The 18346-nt window shown below is 58.0% G+C and carries 6 protein-coding genes; 2 read left to right on the top strand and 4 right to left on the bottom strand.

Annotated elements, in window-relative coordinates:
* Nucleotides 1-214: 214 nt before the first annotated feature.
* On the top strand, nucleotides 215-1483 hold the full coding sequence (locus tag HD883_RS21935; RefSeq protein ID WP_179589112.1) for a lysine N(6)-hydroxylase/L-ornithine N(5)-oxygenase family protein: 1269 nt from the start codon (nucleotides 215-217) through the stop codon (nucleotides 1481-1483).
* Nucleotides 1484-1585: 102 nt separating this feature from the next.
* On the opposite strand, the gene HD883_RS21930 is transcribed toward HD883_RS21935, so the two are convergent.
* Nucleotides 1586-1948: a helix-turn-helix domain-containing protein gene (locus HD883_RS21930; protein WP_179589111.1), complete on the bottom strand. Its 363-nt coding sequence runs from the start codon at nucleotides 1946-1948 to the stop codon at nucleotides 1586-1588.
* 497 nt (nucleotides 1949-2445) lie between these two features.
* On the opposite strand from HD883_RS21930, the gene HD883_RS21925 reads away from it, so the two are divergent.
* Nucleotides 2446-4626 (top strand): TonB-dependent siderophore receptor, encoded by a 2181-nt coding sequence (locus HD883_RS21925; protein WP_179589110.1) that lies wholly within the window; start codon nucleotides 2446-2448, stop codon nucleotides 4624-4626.
* Between the two features lie 130 nt (nucleotides 4627-4756).
* Here the strand turns inward: HD883_RS21925 and HD883_RS21920 are convergent, their stop codons facing one another.
* From HD883_RS21920 to HD883_RS27800, 3 genes are read right to left on the bottom strand one after another with little or no spacing between them, the layout of a single operon-like run.
* The gene (locus HD883_RS21920) at nucleotides 4757-15262 is read right to left on the bottom strand and encodes a non-ribosomal peptide synthetase (RefSeq protein WP_179589109.1); all 10506 of its coding nucleotides are present in this window, start codon (nucleotides 15260-15262) and stop codon (nucleotides 4757-4759) included.
* Nucleotides 15249-17102, bottom strand: a complete 1854-nt coding sequence (locus HD883_RS21915; RefSeq protein WP_373563466.1) for a non-ribosomal peptide synthetase — start codon at nucleotides 17100-17102, stop codon at nucleotides 15249-15251. The genes HD883_RS21920 and HD883_RS21915 overlap by 14 nt, the downstream gene beginning before the upstream one ends.
* The gene (locus HD883_RS27800; RefSeq protein ID WP_257022590.1) at nucleotides 16996-18345 is read right to left on the bottom strand and encodes a condensation domain-containing protein; all 1350 of its coding nucleotides are present in this window, start codon (nucleotides 18343-18345) and stop codon (nucleotides 16996-16998) included. The genes HD883_RS21915 and HD883_RS27800 overlap by 107 nt, the downstream gene beginning before the upstream one ends.
* Between the last annotated feature and the right edge of the window lies 1 nt (nucleotide 18346).

The raw sequence follows: 18346 nt of genomic DNA, 5'->3' as shown, positions 1-18346 counted from the left end.
GACGCCAGCCATCGCAACGGCAAGCCCGTCACGCGCGATCACACCAGAGACGCACGCGCCCGTGGTCCGTTTACCCCGCCCAGTGCACCACACCAACAGCGCCCACTGACGCGTAAACAAACGCGCGGCCACCTCGTCAGGCGCCCATACACACCGATCAACGACCCCCGTCGAACGGCATCTGCTGTCGATCGAGACCCATCAGGAGTGCGGCATGCTCGTTCACGACCTCATCGGCATAGGCTTCGGACCGTCCAACATTGCGCTTGCCATCGCCCTCGAAGAAGCCCGGCCCGCCGCCCCCGCAACCAAGTCGCTGTTCATCGAGCAACAACCCGGCTTTGCGTGGCACCCCGACATGATGCTGGGCGACGCCCACATGCAGATCGCCTTCCTGAAAGACCTGGCCACCCTGCGCAACCCCACCAGCCGCTACACCTTCGTCAACTACCTGCACGAAAAGCAGCGGCTGCAGGACTTCATCAACCTCAAAACCTTCTACCCGAGCCGTCACGAATTCAGCGACTACTTTGCCTGGGCCGCCAGCCGGTTCGCAGAACAGGTGGCCTATGGCGAAAGCGTCGTCGACGTCCGCCCCGAAGTCCGTGGCGACAACGTCGAATTGCTACGTATCAGGTCCCGTGACCAGGCAGGCCGATTTTCCGAGCGGCTGACGCGCAACCTCGTCCTCAGCATCGGCGGCACTCCGCGCATTCCTCCCGTGTTCCAACACTGCGCCAGCGACGACCGTGTCTTCCACACCCACCACTACCTTCGCAGCATCCAGGCCAACGCTCACGCCACCCGCATCGCCCTGATCGGCGGCGGCCAGAGCGCCGCCGAAATCTTCCTGGACCTGCACGGCCGCGCCAACGCGCCCCAGGTCGACCTCATCATGCGCGCCCGCGCCCTCAAGCCCGCCGACAGCAGCCCCTATGTGAACGAAGTCTTCAACAGCGAATTTGTCGACCACGTCTTCAGCCAGCCCGCCGAAGCCCGCGACGCCATGCTCGCCGAATTCCGCCACACCAACTACGCCTGCCCCGACCCCGCCCTGATCGACCAGATCTTCAAGATCTTCTACGAGCAGCGCGTGCGCGGCGACGCCCGCCACCAGTTCCTGCGCCGGCACGACGTCATCCGCGCACGGGCCGCGGAAGACGGCGTGCACCTGACGCTGTTCGACCAGAACACGTCACGTGAGGTCACGCAAAGGTACGACGCGGTGGTGCTGGCGACCGGCTACGAGCGCGTGTCGCACCGGACGATGCTCGCGGGGCTGGCGCCGTATTCGGAAGGGTTTGAAGTCGATCGGGGGTATCGGCTGAAGACAGTGAACGGCTTCAAGCCCGCGGTCTATCTGCAGGGATCCAACGAGCCGACGCATGGGTTGAGCGACACGTTGTTGTCGGTCACGTCGGTCAGGGGTGGGGAGATTGCCGAGGGGGTGTTGGCCGCGGTGCGGGCGGGGCGAACTTTCTAAGCGCCCAGCCGGGCGAATGCGTGCTCATGTGGCAGAAGCTTGCTCTATCGCAACTTCGACGCCGCTCGGCACGTGTTCATGCAACAGCCATACATTCCGCCACTATTTGGCTGTGCGCTGAGCTTTCGCCAGATCCCGGATCATCATCAGCCCAATCATGCGGTAATGGGCGTCCAGGCTGCCGTACGCCCGACACAAGGCCTGAATGTCGTCGGCATAGGCAATTTCTTCTTCCTGCAGCTGTACTCCACCAATTGCGGCTGGCCCTTCGATCATCTTGACGAGATCGGACGCCCTCACTTTCAAAGAGGCAGCCAAGGCCATCAGGCGGTCCAGCGTGACACCTTGGCCACCACATTCCAATCGCGACAGATTGGCCGAATTGAAGCCCACGTCAAGCGCAACGGACTCCTGAGTCCTGCCTTGGCGCACGCGAATTGTGCGAAGGGCTTCTCCGATATGCATGTTTCCATTGTCAGATTGGCTTGCTTCGCACGCAAAGCTTCTCACGCAAAGTAGGCTATTTGAATATGCGTTTCACGCATTTCATTGACTTCTCTGCCTCGTAAATCACCGTTGGGGCGCCTCCCGAAGCGTTTGCTTACTACGCAATTTTTCTGGATAACACGCCTCTCTCCGCAGATGACGTCTTGAACCAAGCGGTGTCGGTCACGAGTGCTATACAGCAGGTGCGATGAACTTGCCAAAACAGAAGTAGTTTCGTGAAGTCACGCTACTTCCACGCCGGTTTCCGAGGCCGTCTAACAACACGTCGCATCATGCCTTGGCTTGTAGACGACAACCGGGTCCAAATCAGAGATCAAAAAGTCACTATGACAAATTGCGCGTGACGCAACCTAAACGCGTCTAGCTTCGACACGTCTCGCAGGTGCCCGGTCATCCGACCTGGTTGGTTCGCCATTTTCTTTGCCGAGCCATAATATCTTGCGGAGTGTCCATCTATGGTCCCAGACCCAACTTCTATTCGACGGGAAGTCCAACAGTGGCAGTTAGCGGCTTTAAGTACAGCAGTTCGAGCATTGTTGGTAAGTCTGGTCGCGACAAATACGGCGGTCGCGGCATCGAACTCGGAAAACTCAGCGAGATCGTCTGCCACTTTGCCGGAAATCGCTGTTGAAGGCGCAGTTGAAAAGGAGACCGCTTCATCGCCTGTTGTCGGATACGCAGCGATGCGCAGTGCAACGGGCGTCAAGGCTGACACGCCGATCACCGAAGTCCCGCAATCGGTGTCTGTTATCGGAGCTGAAGAGATTGACGCCAAGGGCATGCGTGACATTGAAGACGCGCTGAATTACACCCCCGGCGTTTCGACCAGAACGTACGGCCATGACGAACGAGGCTACAACTTCAGTTCGATACGCGGCTTCCAAAACGGTACGTTCAGTAGGTATCTGGACGGGATACCTCAACTGGATTTCATTGATATCGCACCGGTAACCGAGGTATTCGGCTTAGAACGCATCGAGGTGCTTCGTGGCCCGGCTTCGGCTACCTATGGACAAGGCGATGTCGGGGGCATCATCAATGGCGTCAGCAAACGCCCATCGCTCGCGAATCCGATCCGAGAACTGCGCGCGCAGTTCGGAAGCTTCCGACACAAGCAAGCTGCCTTTGACTACGGCGATCGCATCAACGACACGATGTCCTTTCGCTTCGTAGGGGTGAAGCGTGCAGGTGACGATCAGGCAAGATACCCCACTGGCGAGTCGGTCAAAACGTATCGTGACTATTTCGCTCCGTCCTTTCGGTGGCAGCCTAGCGCTGCGACATCGGTGACGGTCTTGGCATCGACGACCAGGCATTCTGCAGGCGACGATTACGGCTTCGAGCTAGATGCAAGCGGCAATCCTACCAACGTGCGTCAGGGGGACCCCAGGTTCAGCCGTATCGTGCAAAAGGGCTGGAGCGTAGGTTACGAAATCCGCCATGACGTCAACGAGACATGGGGCTTGAGGCAGAACTATCGATATTCGGACCGCAGTGTCAACAAGCGTCATATACGTCCCGCTAACCTGCAAGATGACGGCAGGACCATCACCCGTGGGGCGATCCATACGACCGGGGATATCGAACAAAACACGTTGGACAGCTTTATCGAAGCAAATCTGCGCACCGGCGTATTGGCTCATCGCGTGATCGCTGGCGTGGATTGGACGACCTTCAAAGGCGGTCAACAGGAGTTGGAAGGCCTCGCGCCAAACCTGGATTTGTACAACCCCATCTACCTTCCGATTCCATCACCGAGCACTCTAGGGGAAGTGCTTGGCCCTTATAGGCTCAACAGCGTCGGAACGTACATTCAGGACCAGATGAAATTCGGCGAACGATGGCTTGTTACTCTCTCTGGACGCCATGACGACGTGAGCGGCAGGGTAGCGCCTATGGGCGGTGCTACGGATAAAAACCGCGACCGTGCTCTGACAGGCCGTTCCGGAATTACCTATCTTGCTCCGAACGGCTGGGCACCCTACGTCAGCTATGGCACCTCATTTCAACCAGCCATTGGTGTTTACGATGACTTTGAAGCGAAGGCCACAAAGGGCAATCAGTGGGAAGCGGGCGTCAAGTTTCAACCAGCAAACCGCAGGCTTCTGGTCACAGCCGCGGTCTACGATCTCAACAAGACCAATATGATCGTGACCGATCCAACTACCAATACTCGCGCTCAGGTCGGAAAAATGCGGTCGAGAGGCGTTGAGTTGGAAATCAAGGGCGACATCACCAAGAGACTTTCGCTGACGACGGCGTTTAGTTACACCGATGCAGAGGGGGTAAAGGGCAATACCTGGTATGTGAGGGAAGGTCTCGCACCGGTAAGAATTCCCAAGCAGCTTGCCTCTCTGTGGCTCAATTACAAGATGACGAGTCCACTTGTAAACGACATGAATGTCGGCGTTGGAGCGCGTTACGTTGGTAAGCGGTGGAACGACTCTTCGAACACCTCGCGACAAGGCGGACACACATTGGTCGACGCCAGCGTGAGGTACCACGTCAACTCACATTGGCGCTTGGCGGTGAACGCGACAAATCTCTTCGACCGACGCTATTTTTCGACGGGGCTCGGGAGCTGGGACTTTGGCGAGCGTCGAACACTCACTGCCACTGCTACGTACACGTGGTGACTGCAAGATCTGCGCAGTTCTTCATCCACGAGCGCTTGAATTCCATGCCATGAGCAACCGGAAATAGGCGTGCAGGACGTGAGGATGATTGACGTCGAGCTGTTACAGCCGGCCCGACGTCAATTCCGCGTCAGTCCAGGCGACGAATCAACGCGCCTATCTCGTCAAACAACGTAGCCGCCCGAATGATCCCCAGATGGCTCTCTGGCAGGCGCCGGTGCTGCACTGCTCCCCTTGCAGCCCAATCAGAAAAACGCCGAATCTCCAACTGCGAACGATTGCTTGACCACCAAACAGTCATCGGCTCACTGATGAGAGGAGACGCGCAAACGGTTGCGGAAGCGACGTCCAAAAATTGAGCAGTGAGGAACATGTCGCAGAGCTCAGGCGGCGTTAGGCTGCCGTATTCATGCAGATCCGATTGACTCAGCTTGCTAAGCACGGTCTCGATAACTCGTTCGACATCGCTTGAATCATGCGCTCCCTTGACCATCGTCTCAAAGTCGAACTGCCTAAGCATGGCCTTGTGTGTTTGTACAGGGACCAAGATCGCCAAGAAATCAAGAAGCTGCGTTTGAAAGTCTGCGCCTGAAAGTGGAGCTAGTTGCGGTACAAATGGATCGATCGCAAGGACAAGGTCAACTTTCTTCCCACGATTGACCAGCTCCTTCGCTACCAAGGGTGCGAGTGCTCCGCCCAGGCACCAGCCGGCGAGCCGATAGCTGGAGTAATCAAGAGAGAGGAGATGTTCGCAATGCCTAAGCGCAAGGCCGGCCATGCCCTCGGGTAGCACTTCCGTCGAGCAAGCTGCCAGCGAGTAAGGCAGGCCAAGGACGCTGCAGGTCCCCCCCAGGGACTGTGCCAAGGAAGCGGAGTCCAGCACGCTGCCCCATCCATCATGCAAAATGATCAGCGGTGGTCGGCCCGCCATGCATCGGTTCAATTTAAGAATCGACGGCTTTCTTTCCTTAGCTGCCACGAACGTCGCAACGGTAGGATTGCCGTAAAGACTGGCGAGCTCGAATCCTTGTTCAGGAAGAATTTCTCTGATCTTTTGAAATGCCCTCAGAGCCAGGAGCGAATGCCCACCCAACTCGAAGAAGTTGTCATGGCGCCCTAGGCGCGCCAGGCCAAGGACGTCGGCCCATACTGCAGCCACTGCTGTCTCCTCGTTGCCCAACGGTGCCTCATATGTCGACCGAATCTCCAGCACCGGTTCAGGCAGCGCCTTCTTGTTGATTTTTCCGTTCGGACTCATAGGGAGTTCATCGACGATGACGAATTGACTCGGAACCATGTAGTCGGGAAGCTGCAAGACAATCCGCCTGCGCAGCTCGTCGATATCTATTGCTTCTCCACGCTCCAACGCAACATAAGCGATCAGACGCGATCCGCTGGCTTGCGACTTGTGCACAACGACAGTCTGCCTGACGTTGCGCTCCTGCTGCACTACCGCCTCTATCTCTCCCGGCTCGACCCGGAAACCGCGGATCTTCACTTGGTCGTCGATCCTACCCAGGTAATCCAATTCGCTTTCAGCATTCCAGCAAACAAGGTCACCGGTCCGGTATCGCCTCGTCCCGGGCTCGCCAAACTCGTCCGCAATAAAGCGTTCTGCGGTCAAGCCGGGGCGATTGACGTAGCCCCGCGCTAACAGATCTCCTCCAATGAGTAATTCGCCTGGGATCCCTACAGGGCTTAGCGAAAGCGCTGGATCGACGACTTGCAGCGATCGACCTTCTAGCGCTCGGCCAATGGACATCCGTGACGGCAGTGGCTTGATTTGGGTTGCATAAGGACTGCAATCAAGAACCGACGCTGTGACCGTCGCTTCTGTCGGCCCATAAGTATTGAGTAATTTTACGTGGGAAAGATTAGCTAACCGCCACGCGTTAAGCCCATCAGGTGGCAGCGCCTCGCCTCCAACGTGAAGCTGCCGCAGCCTTCCGTAATCAGTCAGGCCACGACGCGCGAAGTCCTGAACCAGAAGCATCCAATAGGCAGTGGTCAGATCCACGACTGAAATTTGCTGACGAATCAACTCTTTGTAGAAAGTCTCGCTGTCCCAGACTGCTGCACCGCGAATTACCACGCTCGCACCAATAATCAATGGTGCAAAGAGTTGCTCGATACAACCGTCAAAATTCAAGGTGGCGAACTGCAGCACCCTGTCTGCAGGTGTCAGCGCAAAGAATCCCACCGAGACGCGAGCATGCTCGGCCAAGCTCCCGTGCGATATACCTACTCCTTTAGGCTTTCCAGTAGATCCTGACGTGTAAATTAAATAAGCCAGATTGCGCAGGTCTACCTGGACATCCAGGTTCTGGATGCTGTCAGATTCCCACGCTACGTCATCGAGTTCCACGAGGCCTACATAGGGCAGACGCGGTAGCTGACTTGCTAGCGATCGTTGAGTCAGCAGTAAGTCTGCCCTACTGTCGGCGAGCATGTGCACTAGACGATCTAGCGGGTAGTTGGGATCCAGGGGAACGTAGGCGCCTCCCGCCTTGAGCACCGCCAACACGCCCACGACCATGTCTGCAGACCGTTCCAAAGCAAGGCCTACCCGCGACTCCAAAGTGACGCCGCGTGCGACAAGATGCCGTGCAAGAATGTTGGCCCTCCGATTGATGGCATCGTAAGAGAGGCTCTCATTTCCGCAAAGGACAGCAAGCGTCGCGGGTTGCTCCATCGCGACTTTTTCAAACAGTCGATGGACAGGCAAATGGTTCTGAGCAGGCTTGCGCTTGTCGCCGCGTCGTAGAAGGTGCTTAGCCTCTCCATCCGAAAGTATCGACAGAGCGGCGATTGCACGCTGCGGTTGGACCGACAGGGCGTCAACAACGTCGGCCACCGCCGTAGCAAGATAGCGGCATAGTCTGGCTGCACCGATCGACTCGGGAACCTGGGCTACTAGTCGGAATCCTTCTCCTAGGTCATCGACGGACATGTCGACCGGGTAGTTAGACCGTTCTGTCCCACCGAGCGACTGAATGCCTTGCAGACCTGGCGGCGGGACATCTGACTTGCCTTCAACGCTGTAGCGATAATTAAAAAGCGCGGTGAAAAGGGGTGCATCCGCAGGTACTTGGCTGCATCGCTGCGCCAATGACAAACTAGCGTGTTCGTGATTGAGCAGTTGCGCCAGCGCAGCCTGCGTTTCCTTCAAGCTTTGCAGCACGTTCCGGTGAAGAAAGCGGATGCGAATAGGCAAGGTATTGATGAACAATCCGACAGCCCGCTGCGCTCCAGCGCCGCTCGCCATTCGGCCAAACAGCACCGTTCCGAAAACGACGTCGTCGCCTTTGGCAGAAGTTTTGGCTAGCACTAGCCCCCACGCCAAATGGAACAAGGCTGCCGCGCTTACCCCGTATTGCTGCGAGCGTTGACGGACTTGCTTGGACAGGCCGGAGTCCAACCGCAGTTCTGCCTCGTCCGAATCCAGTCCACCACTGTAAACATTCGTCAATCCAAACGGCGCAGTGGGCTCGTCGACGTCGGCTAAAATCTCCGTAAAGTATTTTCGATGCTCTGCTTCGCTGACGCCTAAGCGCGCGTGCGCAACGACTTGGCGGTACGGGATTGGATCTGTCAACTCAGCGATGCGGCCCTCTTGGATCAATGCCACCTCCGAGATGATCTGATCGAGTGTGGTGTGATCGAGTATCAGATGGTGACTGGGCAGTTGAAGAAGCCAGCGGTCGTTGTTCGGATCTTGAGCAGCTACCGCGCGCACGAGCGGTGCACGTTGAACGTCCATACGGTAGAAGGATGGGTCAACTCGGGCACTGAGCGCTGACGCGATGTCGCCACGAAGATCATCGAGCCATTCAATGCCCAGATCAGCCTGCCTGTAAACCACCTGTGCAGGCTCGATCAAGCCCTCCCACACAATTGCAGACCGCAAGATGTCGTGTCGCTGGATCACCATGTTGAATGCCGTGATGAACTTTTCGATGCGTTGTCTGGTATCGAAACTAAGCAGCCTTGGCGTGACATACGCATCGCCTTGGCGCTGGAGCATATGATGAAAAAAGATTCCTTCCTGTAGCGGGGCCAATGGATAGATGTCTTGGATGTTGGCTGCGCCGCCAGGGACGGCTGCCTCGATGCATGCAATCTGCGAGTCCTCTAGCTCAATAAGCGTCAGCATGTCTTTGGTTATCGCGGTGCATCCCGCCGGTATTAGGTTCCGCGGTACCTTCACCTTCTCTTCCAAGGAAGATCTGGATGCTGCACTTGCAAAATCAGCGAGGATTGGATGTTCGAATAAGGTACGAACTTCGACCTGCAGACCAGTAGCCCGTATACGATCCAGCAAATTCAACGCCAATAATGAATGCCCGCCTAACTCAAAGAAATTGTCGAATCGCCCGACACGAGTGACGCCAAGCACGGCAGCCCAGATATCCGCAAGTTGGCGTTCAAGGCCGGAATGTGGAACGTCACGAATCAGGCCAGTTTCGAACGACGGCAATGGCAAAGCTTTCCTGTCAACCTTCCCATTGATATTCAGCGGTAGGGCATCCAGTACCGTTATCGAGCTTGGCACCATGTAATCCGGCAAGCCATGACGCAATTGGGCGGTAATGCTGGATACTTCGAGATGGTGACCCGCCATCGCCGTAACGTAGCCAAGAAGTTGGGCATCTGTGGCGACCACTACTGCAGCTTTCACCCCTTGCACTGCGTTCAACCTTGCCTCGACCTCACCGAGTTCGATCCTGAGTCCTCTGATCTTGACCTGGTGGTCCAGCCGCCCCAGGTATTGCAGTTCGCCATCCTCGCGCCACCGGACCAGATCGCCTGTGCGATAAAGCCTGTCGCCCAGTTCGCCGTGCGGATTCGCCACGAACCTTTCGGCACTCAGCGCCTGGCGGTTCAAGTAGCCACGAGCGAGCAAGGCGCCGCCGATGAAAAGCTCACCCTCTACGCCCCTGGGTACGAGCTCCATATTTGCGTCAAGTACATAGACCTGCGTTCCGGAAACGGGCCGACCGATCGGCACAAGCGATTCACCGTCGTCACGGCACGAATACTGGGTGACGTGGATCGTTGTCTCTGTCGGACCATAGAGGTTTTGCAGGCTCACGCCTCGCAGCCTGCGGATGGCATCAGATCGGGTAGCCGCCGGCATCGCTTCGCCGCCGCAGATGATGTAACGCAGTCGCGTTGCCATCTCGATGGACTCATTAGCCAGAAACGCCTGCAACATCGATGGCACGAAGTTCAGCACCGACACGTCATGGTCGACGATGAGCTTCGTGATTCGAACGGGATCCCGTTGGTCGCCAGGCGCTGCAATGACCAAGCGAGCGCCGACACTCAAGGGCCAGAAGATTTCCCACACGGATACGTCAAAACTGAATGGCGCCTTATGCAAAACCGTATCCGACTGCGTCAAGACGTAGGTTTCCTGCATCCACTCCATGCAGATAGCCAGGCCTAGATGCCGCACGGCGACACCCTTAGGCTGACCCGTGGAGCCAGACGTGTAGATCAGGTACGCCAGATGCTCGCCATGGGTGGCTATCGAAGGGTCGTCCTCGTGCATCCGTGCAAGCTCCTGCAGGTCAACATCATGCACTGGGATAGTGGCAACTGCCGGCAAGCGGCCGCGCAGATGGGCCTGCGACAGCAGCAGGACGGTACCGCTATCTTCGACCATGTAAGAAAGCCGATCAGTCGGGTAATCGGGATCCAAAGGTACGTAGGTTCCCCCTGCTTTCAGGATGGCCAGCAAGGCGACGATCATTTCAATGGACCGGTCCATGAAAACGCCGACTCGTACTTCATGCCGGACCCCCCATTTGATCAGGCGGTGGGCCAACACATTGGCAGTGCCGTTCAACGCTCCATAGCTGACGCTACGTGAGTTGAAAATCAAAGCAGTTGCCGCTGGACGCGCACGTGCCTGACGCTGGAATGCCAGATGGACCGGCATTGCAGACTCATCATTTGCTGGGTTCGACATCCAACCCCGGAGTTGATGCCTTTCTTGCTCATTCAGTATCGACAGGTGACGCATTGGGTGGCTTTGGCCGTCGCTCAGCGCCTCGGCCAGGCCCTCCAGCGCAGTTTGAAGAAATCCGCACAGACGGCTCGCCCCTACCGAAACATCAGCATGGGCGACCAGATCGAAGCCTAGGCCCGAATCGTCAATCGACATGCTGATCGGATAGTTGCTGCGTTCATGACTCGCGAGCAGTTCAATGCCCTCCCACCTAACAGCGTGCCCATCACGCTCGGAGGATCGGATATGTCGATAATTGAGCAAGCTGCTGAACAGCGGTACGGCGCCAGAAACCCCACTGCATCGCTGAGCCAGTGCAAGGCTGGCATGTTCATGCCGCATAAGGCCGTTAAGACATCCTTGCGTGTTCAGCAGACTCTGCACGACGTCTTGGGCGTGAGCCTGTATCCGGATGGGCAGCGTATTGATGAACAGGCCCAGTGCCTGGCTGGCTCCAGAACTTTCTTGCATGCGGCCGAAAAGAACAGTTCCAAATACGGGGTCGTCAGTGCCTGCCGTCCGTGACAGCACGATGCCCCATGCAAGGTGGAAGACTGCAGCCGCAGTCACCCCGTGCCTTTTGGCCTGTTGTCTTAGGGTTTCGCATAAAGCAACATCTAGCGAAAGCCGCGCAACTTCGGTTCTTGCACCGGTTCCATGTACATCGTTGCAGCCGAACGGCATCGTCGGTTCGGTAACGTCGCCCAGCATTTCCGCGAAAAACGCGATGTCACCTGCCTTGTCGGCGTTACTCCGGATGTCAGCAACAAACTGACGGAATCCTACGGGATCACTCAATTCGCATTCGCGACCTTCTTCGATCACTCGGATTTCGTCGACGATGTGTTCAAGCGTCGTGTGGTCCATTACCAGATGGTGGCTAGGAAGCTGCAACAACCAGCGATTCGCCACTTCATCACGAGCGGCAATCGCTCGGATCATCGGCGCGTGCCTGACGTCCAGGCGATGACATTGCGGGTCCACCATGGCATTGAGACGCGCAGAGACATCTCCTTCGGCTTGCAGCCATTCCATCTGCAGTTCGGCTTTCCGATAAACGACCTGAACGGGTTCAGGCAAGCCTTCCCATCGCACGGCCGTTCGAAGGATGTCATGGCGCTGGATCACTTTATTGAAGCTGGCGATAAACCGCTCCAGCCGATCCTTGCTGTCGAACGCCAGCAGCCGAGGGGTCACATACGCATCGCCCTGCAACTGCAAGCGGTGGTGGAATAGGATCCCCTCTTGCAACGGCACTAACGGGTAGATGTCCTGGATGTTCGCTGCACCCCCCGGCACGTTCGCTTCGATGTCCCGAATCTGGTGCGCCTCTAGATCCACCAGCGTCAACATTTCCGGAGTGATCGCCGAGCAATTCATGGGAATCGGGTTTGGGGAAACAGACGGCGGCTTAGCCGGATCGCTTCGGATCGACGTTGCAAAATTGCTCAGCACCGGGTTCGCGAACAAGTCACGAACGTTCGCGTGATAGCCGTTTGACTGCATCTGCCCAAGCAGGCGCAGCGCCAGCAACGAATGCCCGCCCAGGCGGAAGAAGTTGTCTTTGCGACCGACGCGCGCCACGCCGAGCATATCTGCCCACATTCTTGCCAACGCCTGCTCGGTTTCGCCATTTGGCGCCTCGTAAGCATCTTCGGACGCATACTCAGGCTCGGGCAAAGCGTTACGGTCGACCTTGCCATTGCTGTTCAAAGGCAGCTTGTCGAGGAGAACAATGGCACTTGGCACCATATGGTCCGGCAGGGACGCCACCAATCGCTGCTTCAGTGCGATTGCGTCAACACTATGGTCGGGTGCCAACGAAACGTACCCCACAAGTCGCCGCTCCTCCTGATCGCGTCTTGCAACCACCACCGCCTCGCGCACTTCCGGCTGCGCCAGAAGTATGGCTTCGAGCTCCCCAAGCTCGATACGAAAACCCCGGATCTTCACTTGATGATCGAGCCGCCCGAGGTATTCAAGGTGCCCCTCGGCGTTCCAACGCGCCAGGTCGCCCGTGCGGTACAACCGCCCGCCTTCGTTTGCGGTCGGGTCCGCAACAAACCGTTCAGCGGTGAGACCCTGCCTGCCTTCGTAGCCGCGGGCCAGGCCGACACCGCCCAGATAGAGTTCGCCAGCGACGCCGCAAGGGACACGGCGCATCGTGTTGTCCAGCACGTGCGTCGTAACGTTGCCGATCGGGCTGCCAATCGGTACGTGATTGCGTTGCTCATTGACGCAGGTCCAGTGCGTGACATCAATGGCCGCCTCGGTCGGTCCGTAGAGGTTGTACAGGGTCGCGCGGGGCAACAGCTTCCAGACCTTGAGCTGTGACTCCGCGGGGAGCGCCTCGCCGCTGCAGACGATACGTCGGATACTTGTGCACGTCTGCGCGCCCGGAAATTCAAGGAAAGCCTGGAGCATCGAGGGCACGAAATGTATTGTCGTTACCTGCTCCCGAATTATGAGATCGACCAGCCGAGCAGGATCGCGATGATCGCCGGGTCCGGCAACCAGCAATCTTGCCCCTATCATCAACGGCCAGAAGAACTCCCACACTGACACATCAAAACTGTAGGGCGTCTTCTGGATGATCGTGTCCGACTCATCGAGTCGGTACGCCTGCTGCATCCATGCGAGCCGGTTGAACAACGCCCCATGGCTATTACCAACGCCCTTGGGCCTGCCGGTGGACCCAGACGTATAGATCACGTAAGCAAGGCTCTTCGAGTGAACGTCCACTGTGGGGTTGGAATCCGACACGTCGTCCAGAGACACGAGATCCACATCGACGACGTGCACCCCATCGCCCATCCAGGTTCGATCGCGGATGACGCTTTGAGTCAGCAGCAGCTTGACTCCGCTATCCGCCACCATGAACGCGAGCCGATCGCGCGGGTAGTCCGGATCGAGCGGCACATAGGCGGCACCCGCTTTGAGTATGGCCAACAGCGCTGCAACCATGTCCACCGAGCGATTCATAACCACACCAATCTTGGCGTCCGCCCCTACCCCCATGCAGAGCAAGCGGTTCGCCAAACGATTGCTGCGAGCATCGAGTTCCCGGTAGGTCAATGCCTCCCTTTCGAAGACAACTGCGATGGAATGCGGCCTACGTTTCGCGCATGACTCAAAGAGGCGATGCACGGCTACCATCTCGCCATAGTCTTGCGGGTTCTCACTCCACGCACGCAACTCCGCTGTATCGGTGTCGTCCAGCATGTCGATAGCCGCAAGCAGGCAGTCGCCGCCTGCGGTCATGCCCTTGAGGACGCTGAGGTAGTACCCGGAAAGCCGCCGCGCCGTTGCCTCGGTGAACAAATCCGTATTGAACTCCAGTCGTCCTCGCACGGTCGTGTCGACGACGGTCATTTCCAGCGCCAGTTCATACTTGGCGCCGTCTTGCTTGAATCTGATGGGTTCGACCTGCAATCCGTCCAGGGAAAGACGCTGCGACGAATTCGCCACCTGAAGACCGAACAAAACCTGAAAAATCGGACTGCGATTCAGCTCGCGGCGTTCTGGCCGGGCGGCCATGATGAGATCAATTGGCGCATCGGCATGGCGGAGTGCTGCAATGGCATCCGAGCGGACAGCTCGGCACAGGTCCCGCACTGTCGAACTCGAAGCTGCCCGGCTCATGAACGCCTGAGTGGTGACAAAAAACCCGATCAGGTCCTGAACCTCAGGATGCGTGCGACCTGACGTAGGCACGCCCACGGCAAAATCCGGCTGTCCGCTGACACGCGACAGGACCAACTGCCATGCGGCAAACAGCGCGACGAATGGCGTGCACTTCTCTTGCCGGCACAGTAAGTTCAGTTGCTCCGCGACGACAGGCCCCAAGTCGAACTCGACAGCACTCCCTGAAAATGTCTGTGCGTCAGGTCTCTTGAAATCCAGCGGCAGCTCCAAAGGAGGGACGTCTTTTCCAAGATAGTTGTTCCAATAATCGATGTCCTTCGCGAACGCACCACTGTCGATCTGATTCCTTTGCCATACAGCAAAGTCCGTGAACTGCAGCGGCAATGGATCGAGCTGCACTTCTTCCTGGTGCGGGCACGCTAACTGGTACGCGCGAGCGAGATCCCGAATCAATATCTGATTCGACCAACCGTCCGAGACGATGTGGTGCATGCACACGGCAAGTATGTGAACTTCGGCATCCATGCGAACCAATCGCGCCACCAGCGGCACACCGGAAGTCAGGTCGAATTGATGATCAGTAATGCCTGCGACATTCGTTTCCAGAAGCGACTGCCGGGCAGATGGGTGATGCAACGAAAGATCGACGAATTCCAGCACAGGCGCCGACGTTGGCAAGGTGCATTGCATGGGCACGCCATCGCTTTCGTAGAAGCGGGTCCGCAGTATTCCGTGTTTCTCGACGACCGCCTGGAGCGCTCGCGACAGGGCCGTCACGCTCAGCGCACCGGCCAACCTGAAGGCGCTCGGCAGATTGTAGGCAGTGAGTGCCGGATCGAGTCGCTGCAGAAACCATAGTTGCTGTTGCGAGCCAGACTGCGTAACTGGCACATTACCTTGGACCGAACCCGTCGGAGTGCGCTGAGTGAGCAGGGAAATGCCAAAGCCGGGCTCGTTGTTGTGGTTACTGGGATTCATTCCGGACCTCCGTGGATTCGAATGGGTTGGGCTGAGCATGACCAGGCAAAACCGCTGCCAGTGCCCGCGCACTGGCATGATCGAAGACAAGACCTGGGTCGACTTCTGCCTGTAGATGCTTCCGGATGCGCGCGACCAATCGAATGACGAGAAGCGAATGTCCGCCCAGCTCAAAGAAATCCTGATCGGGTCCGACGCGCTCCCGTCCCAGCAAGTCTGCCATCGCCATGGCGATGAACTTTTCGAGCGGCGACTGGTAGTCAGCATCGCCTGGGCACCCATCGGTCGATGCCGCCATGTCGGCGAGACCCACCCGGTCGATCTTTCCATTGGGCAAGCGAGGGAGTTCGGTCAGTAACATGACCCTGGATGGCAGCATGTGCTGCGGCAGGGCGGCCGACAATGCCTGGCGCAGGGCTTTCTCAGCGTCCAGCCCTTTCTGACCATTGACGACATATGCGATCAGTTCGACGTCCGACCCGCTTCGGAGGGGAACGACTGCACCTTGCCTGACGCCGTTGATGGTCAACAGGGTGGACTCGACCTCGCCAAGCTCGACGCGGAAACCTCGGATCTTGACTTGTTGATCGGCACGGCCAACAAGCTCCAGGCCTCCCCACGGCAGCACCGCAGCTACGTCACCCGTGCGATAGAGCCTTGTTTCGGCGTCCCATGGATCGGTGACAAAAGCATCGCCTGCACGTGTGTTCAGGTAGCCATCGCAGAGTTGCGCGCCAGAGACATAGAGGTGGCCCCGTTCCCCTGGTGCGACAGGCCGCATTTTTTCGTCCAGGACATAGACGCTGACGTTAGCCAGAACTGTCGACAACGGTAGGGTGTCGCCGAGCCGGTCCGTCGGGTCAACCTCATGGATCATTACGCCAATCGTCGTTTCTGTCGGGCCGTAGTGATTGAAGATCGAGGTTGCAGGTGCTAGCTGCAGAATGCGTTCGATCAGCGAGCGCGGGGCAAACTCACCACCCAGGATCAGCGTGCGTGGAAGTCTTGGCGCATCGTGCTCGAGCAACGCGCTGAGATGAGACGGTGCGATTTTGAGCCCGTCGATGTCGTGCTGACCCATGAATCGTGCGAATGCAGCCGCGTTTTTGGCCTCTCCCTGGTCGGCAATGTGTAAGGACGCTCCATTGAACAGGGCACCGAACAAGGCCGTGTTTCCCAGGTCGGCAACGACGGAACTGCATAGTCCCCAACGACGGACTTCACCGAGCCGCATCGCCGCCGAGGCTGCCGCAACATAATTCAACAACTGTCCATGACCGATCAATACCCCCTTGGGCTGCCCTGTCGAGCCCGACGTGTACAAGACATAGGCAGGATCGCTAAGGCGGGGCGTGTAGCCGATTGGACTTACCGGAAAGTCATTAAGGGGGGTCGTCAGAATGTTGATGCCGGCCCGCACGCTTTCTGAGACCGTTTGGTCAGCATGCAATATCAGGGCCGGTTGGGCGTCAGCCAGCAGCGCGTTCTTTCTCTTTTCGGGCCAGTCTGGCTCCAAAGGCAAATAGGCTGCGCCGACCTTCCAGGCGGCAAGGATCGCTACTATCAGATCTGTACTTCGGGGGAGTTCTACTGCGACCAACGCGCCCGCAGTGACACCTTTTGATTGCAACCAGTGCGCCAGCCGGTTTGCTTGCCTATCCAGCTCCAGGTAACTCACTCGGCGCAGTCCGGTCACCAGTGCGACCGCATCGGGGCTACGTCGGCTCCAGGCCTCAATGTGCTGACCGACCGTCTCGTTTCCAAAGTCGACAGTGGGCGCGTTCCAACCTGAAAGCTGATCCAGCGCACGTCCGGTGCCGGTGAGCGACAACTCGGACACCGCGCTGTCCGGATGCTGAAGGACCTCTTTCAGCAGCGATTCGTACTGCGCAAGCAACACTTCCAGTGACTGGCGCGAATAGAGCAAGGGACTCGCATGAAGCGCCATAGTCAACTTGCCTGGTTCGGACCCAATGCACAGCGCTAGCTCGAAAAGGCATCGGGCCCGAAAGCTGTTCGACTTTCCATCCCGGCACATTCGCTGACCGAGGAAGATCGCAGGCAAATCCCACGGCAAGATGATGACCTTCGCTCAGCGACTCAATGGGGCATTGCTCTTGCGCGTCGATGTGCGCGTGCGCCCGACTCGCCATACGACTCAGCCACAACGAGAACGGCTCATCGCCACGTCCGTTCACCACTACCGGCAGCACCTTGTCGAAAACGCCGACAGCGCCGCGCATGATCTCGTAGTCTGCCCTGCAATCGTGCTGCCACCCGCCTGCGAAGGCTTGGAAACCGCAAAGTCTTGCCAACAGCAACCACCATACGGTCTGGAGATGGATTTCAGCGGACAGTGCCCCTGACGCTGCAGCTTTGGCCAGCGGTAGCACTATCGCCCGATCGACATTACGGCTGACGCGGATGCGCCTGAGAGACGGGACGTGGTCGCCGGCGGCGCGATATACAAGCTTGGGTCGAGCCCATGACTGCTTGTCCTGCAGATACCCAGTCCAATAAGCAGGTGCCACAGACCCCGATGCGTCGGCGTCCAACTCCTGCCGCCATTCCATGTACTGCTGGTATTGAAAGGTGTCTTCGGTGGGGCTGTCATTTTTCAAAGCAGCAGCCACGCTGTCAACGAAAGTGGTAAGACTTCCGCGATCCGCCGCGATAGCGCTCATTGCGACCACCAGCTTTTTCGAGTGGTCCGAGTCATCAACCACCGCCACGCGCAGCAATTCTCCCCTTTGCAGCTCGAGGGGGGCACGCAAGAAATCAGCGACGTCGGCCTCGCCTTCAAGCCGCAGTATCTTCACCTGCCGCTCCTGATCCGCTTCCACCAGCCGCAAACTGCGAAACCCGGGAATATGCCGAATGCAGAAGCGCAAGATGGTGTGCTCGCGCAGCGCGATGCGGAGAGCCACTTCAAGCTGCGCCAGCGTGACTTCATCGCCGATCACCACGCTGATTGCGTGGACGGCATGGTGTGCGGACGCACTGCCGCCCCACGCCGCCATCGCAGCGCGCTGTTCCGGACTCAACCCGCACGAACGGCTGGCCTCGTTCATCTCAATCGACATG

The sequence above is a fragment of the Pigmentiphaga litoralis genome, assembly GCF_013408655.1.
GTDB lineage: Bacteria > Pseudomonadota > Gammaproteobacteria > Burkholderiales > Burkholderiaceae_B > Pigmentiphaga > Pigmentiphaga litoralis_A.
The sequence above is the reverse complement of the archived record's forward strand: the minus strand, read 5'-3'. Positions and strand labels throughout refer to the sequence as shown.

Excerpts from the sequence above, each read along its gene's own strand:
- HD883_RS21935 (WP_179589112.1), top strand. The coding sequence starts at position 215 with ATGCTCGTTCACGACCTCATCGGCATAGGCTTCGGACCGTCCAACATT.
- HD883_RS21930 (WP_179589111.1), bottom strand. The coding sequence starts at position 1,948 with ATGCATATCGGAGAAGCCCTTCGCACAATTCGCGTGCGCCAAGGCAGG.
- HD883_RS21925 (WP_179589110.1), top strand. The coding sequence starts at position 2,446 with ATGGTCCCAGACCCAACTTCTATTCGACGGGAAGTCCAACAGTGGCAG.
- HD883_RS21920 (WP_179589109.1), bottom strand. The coding sequence starts at position 15,262 with ATGAATCCCAGTAACCACAACAACGAGCCCGGCTTTGGCATTTCCCTG.
- HD883_RS27800 (WP_257022590.1), bottom strand. The coding sequence starts at position 18,345 with ATGTCGATTGAGATGAACGAGGCCAGCCGTTCGTGCGGGTTGAGTCCG.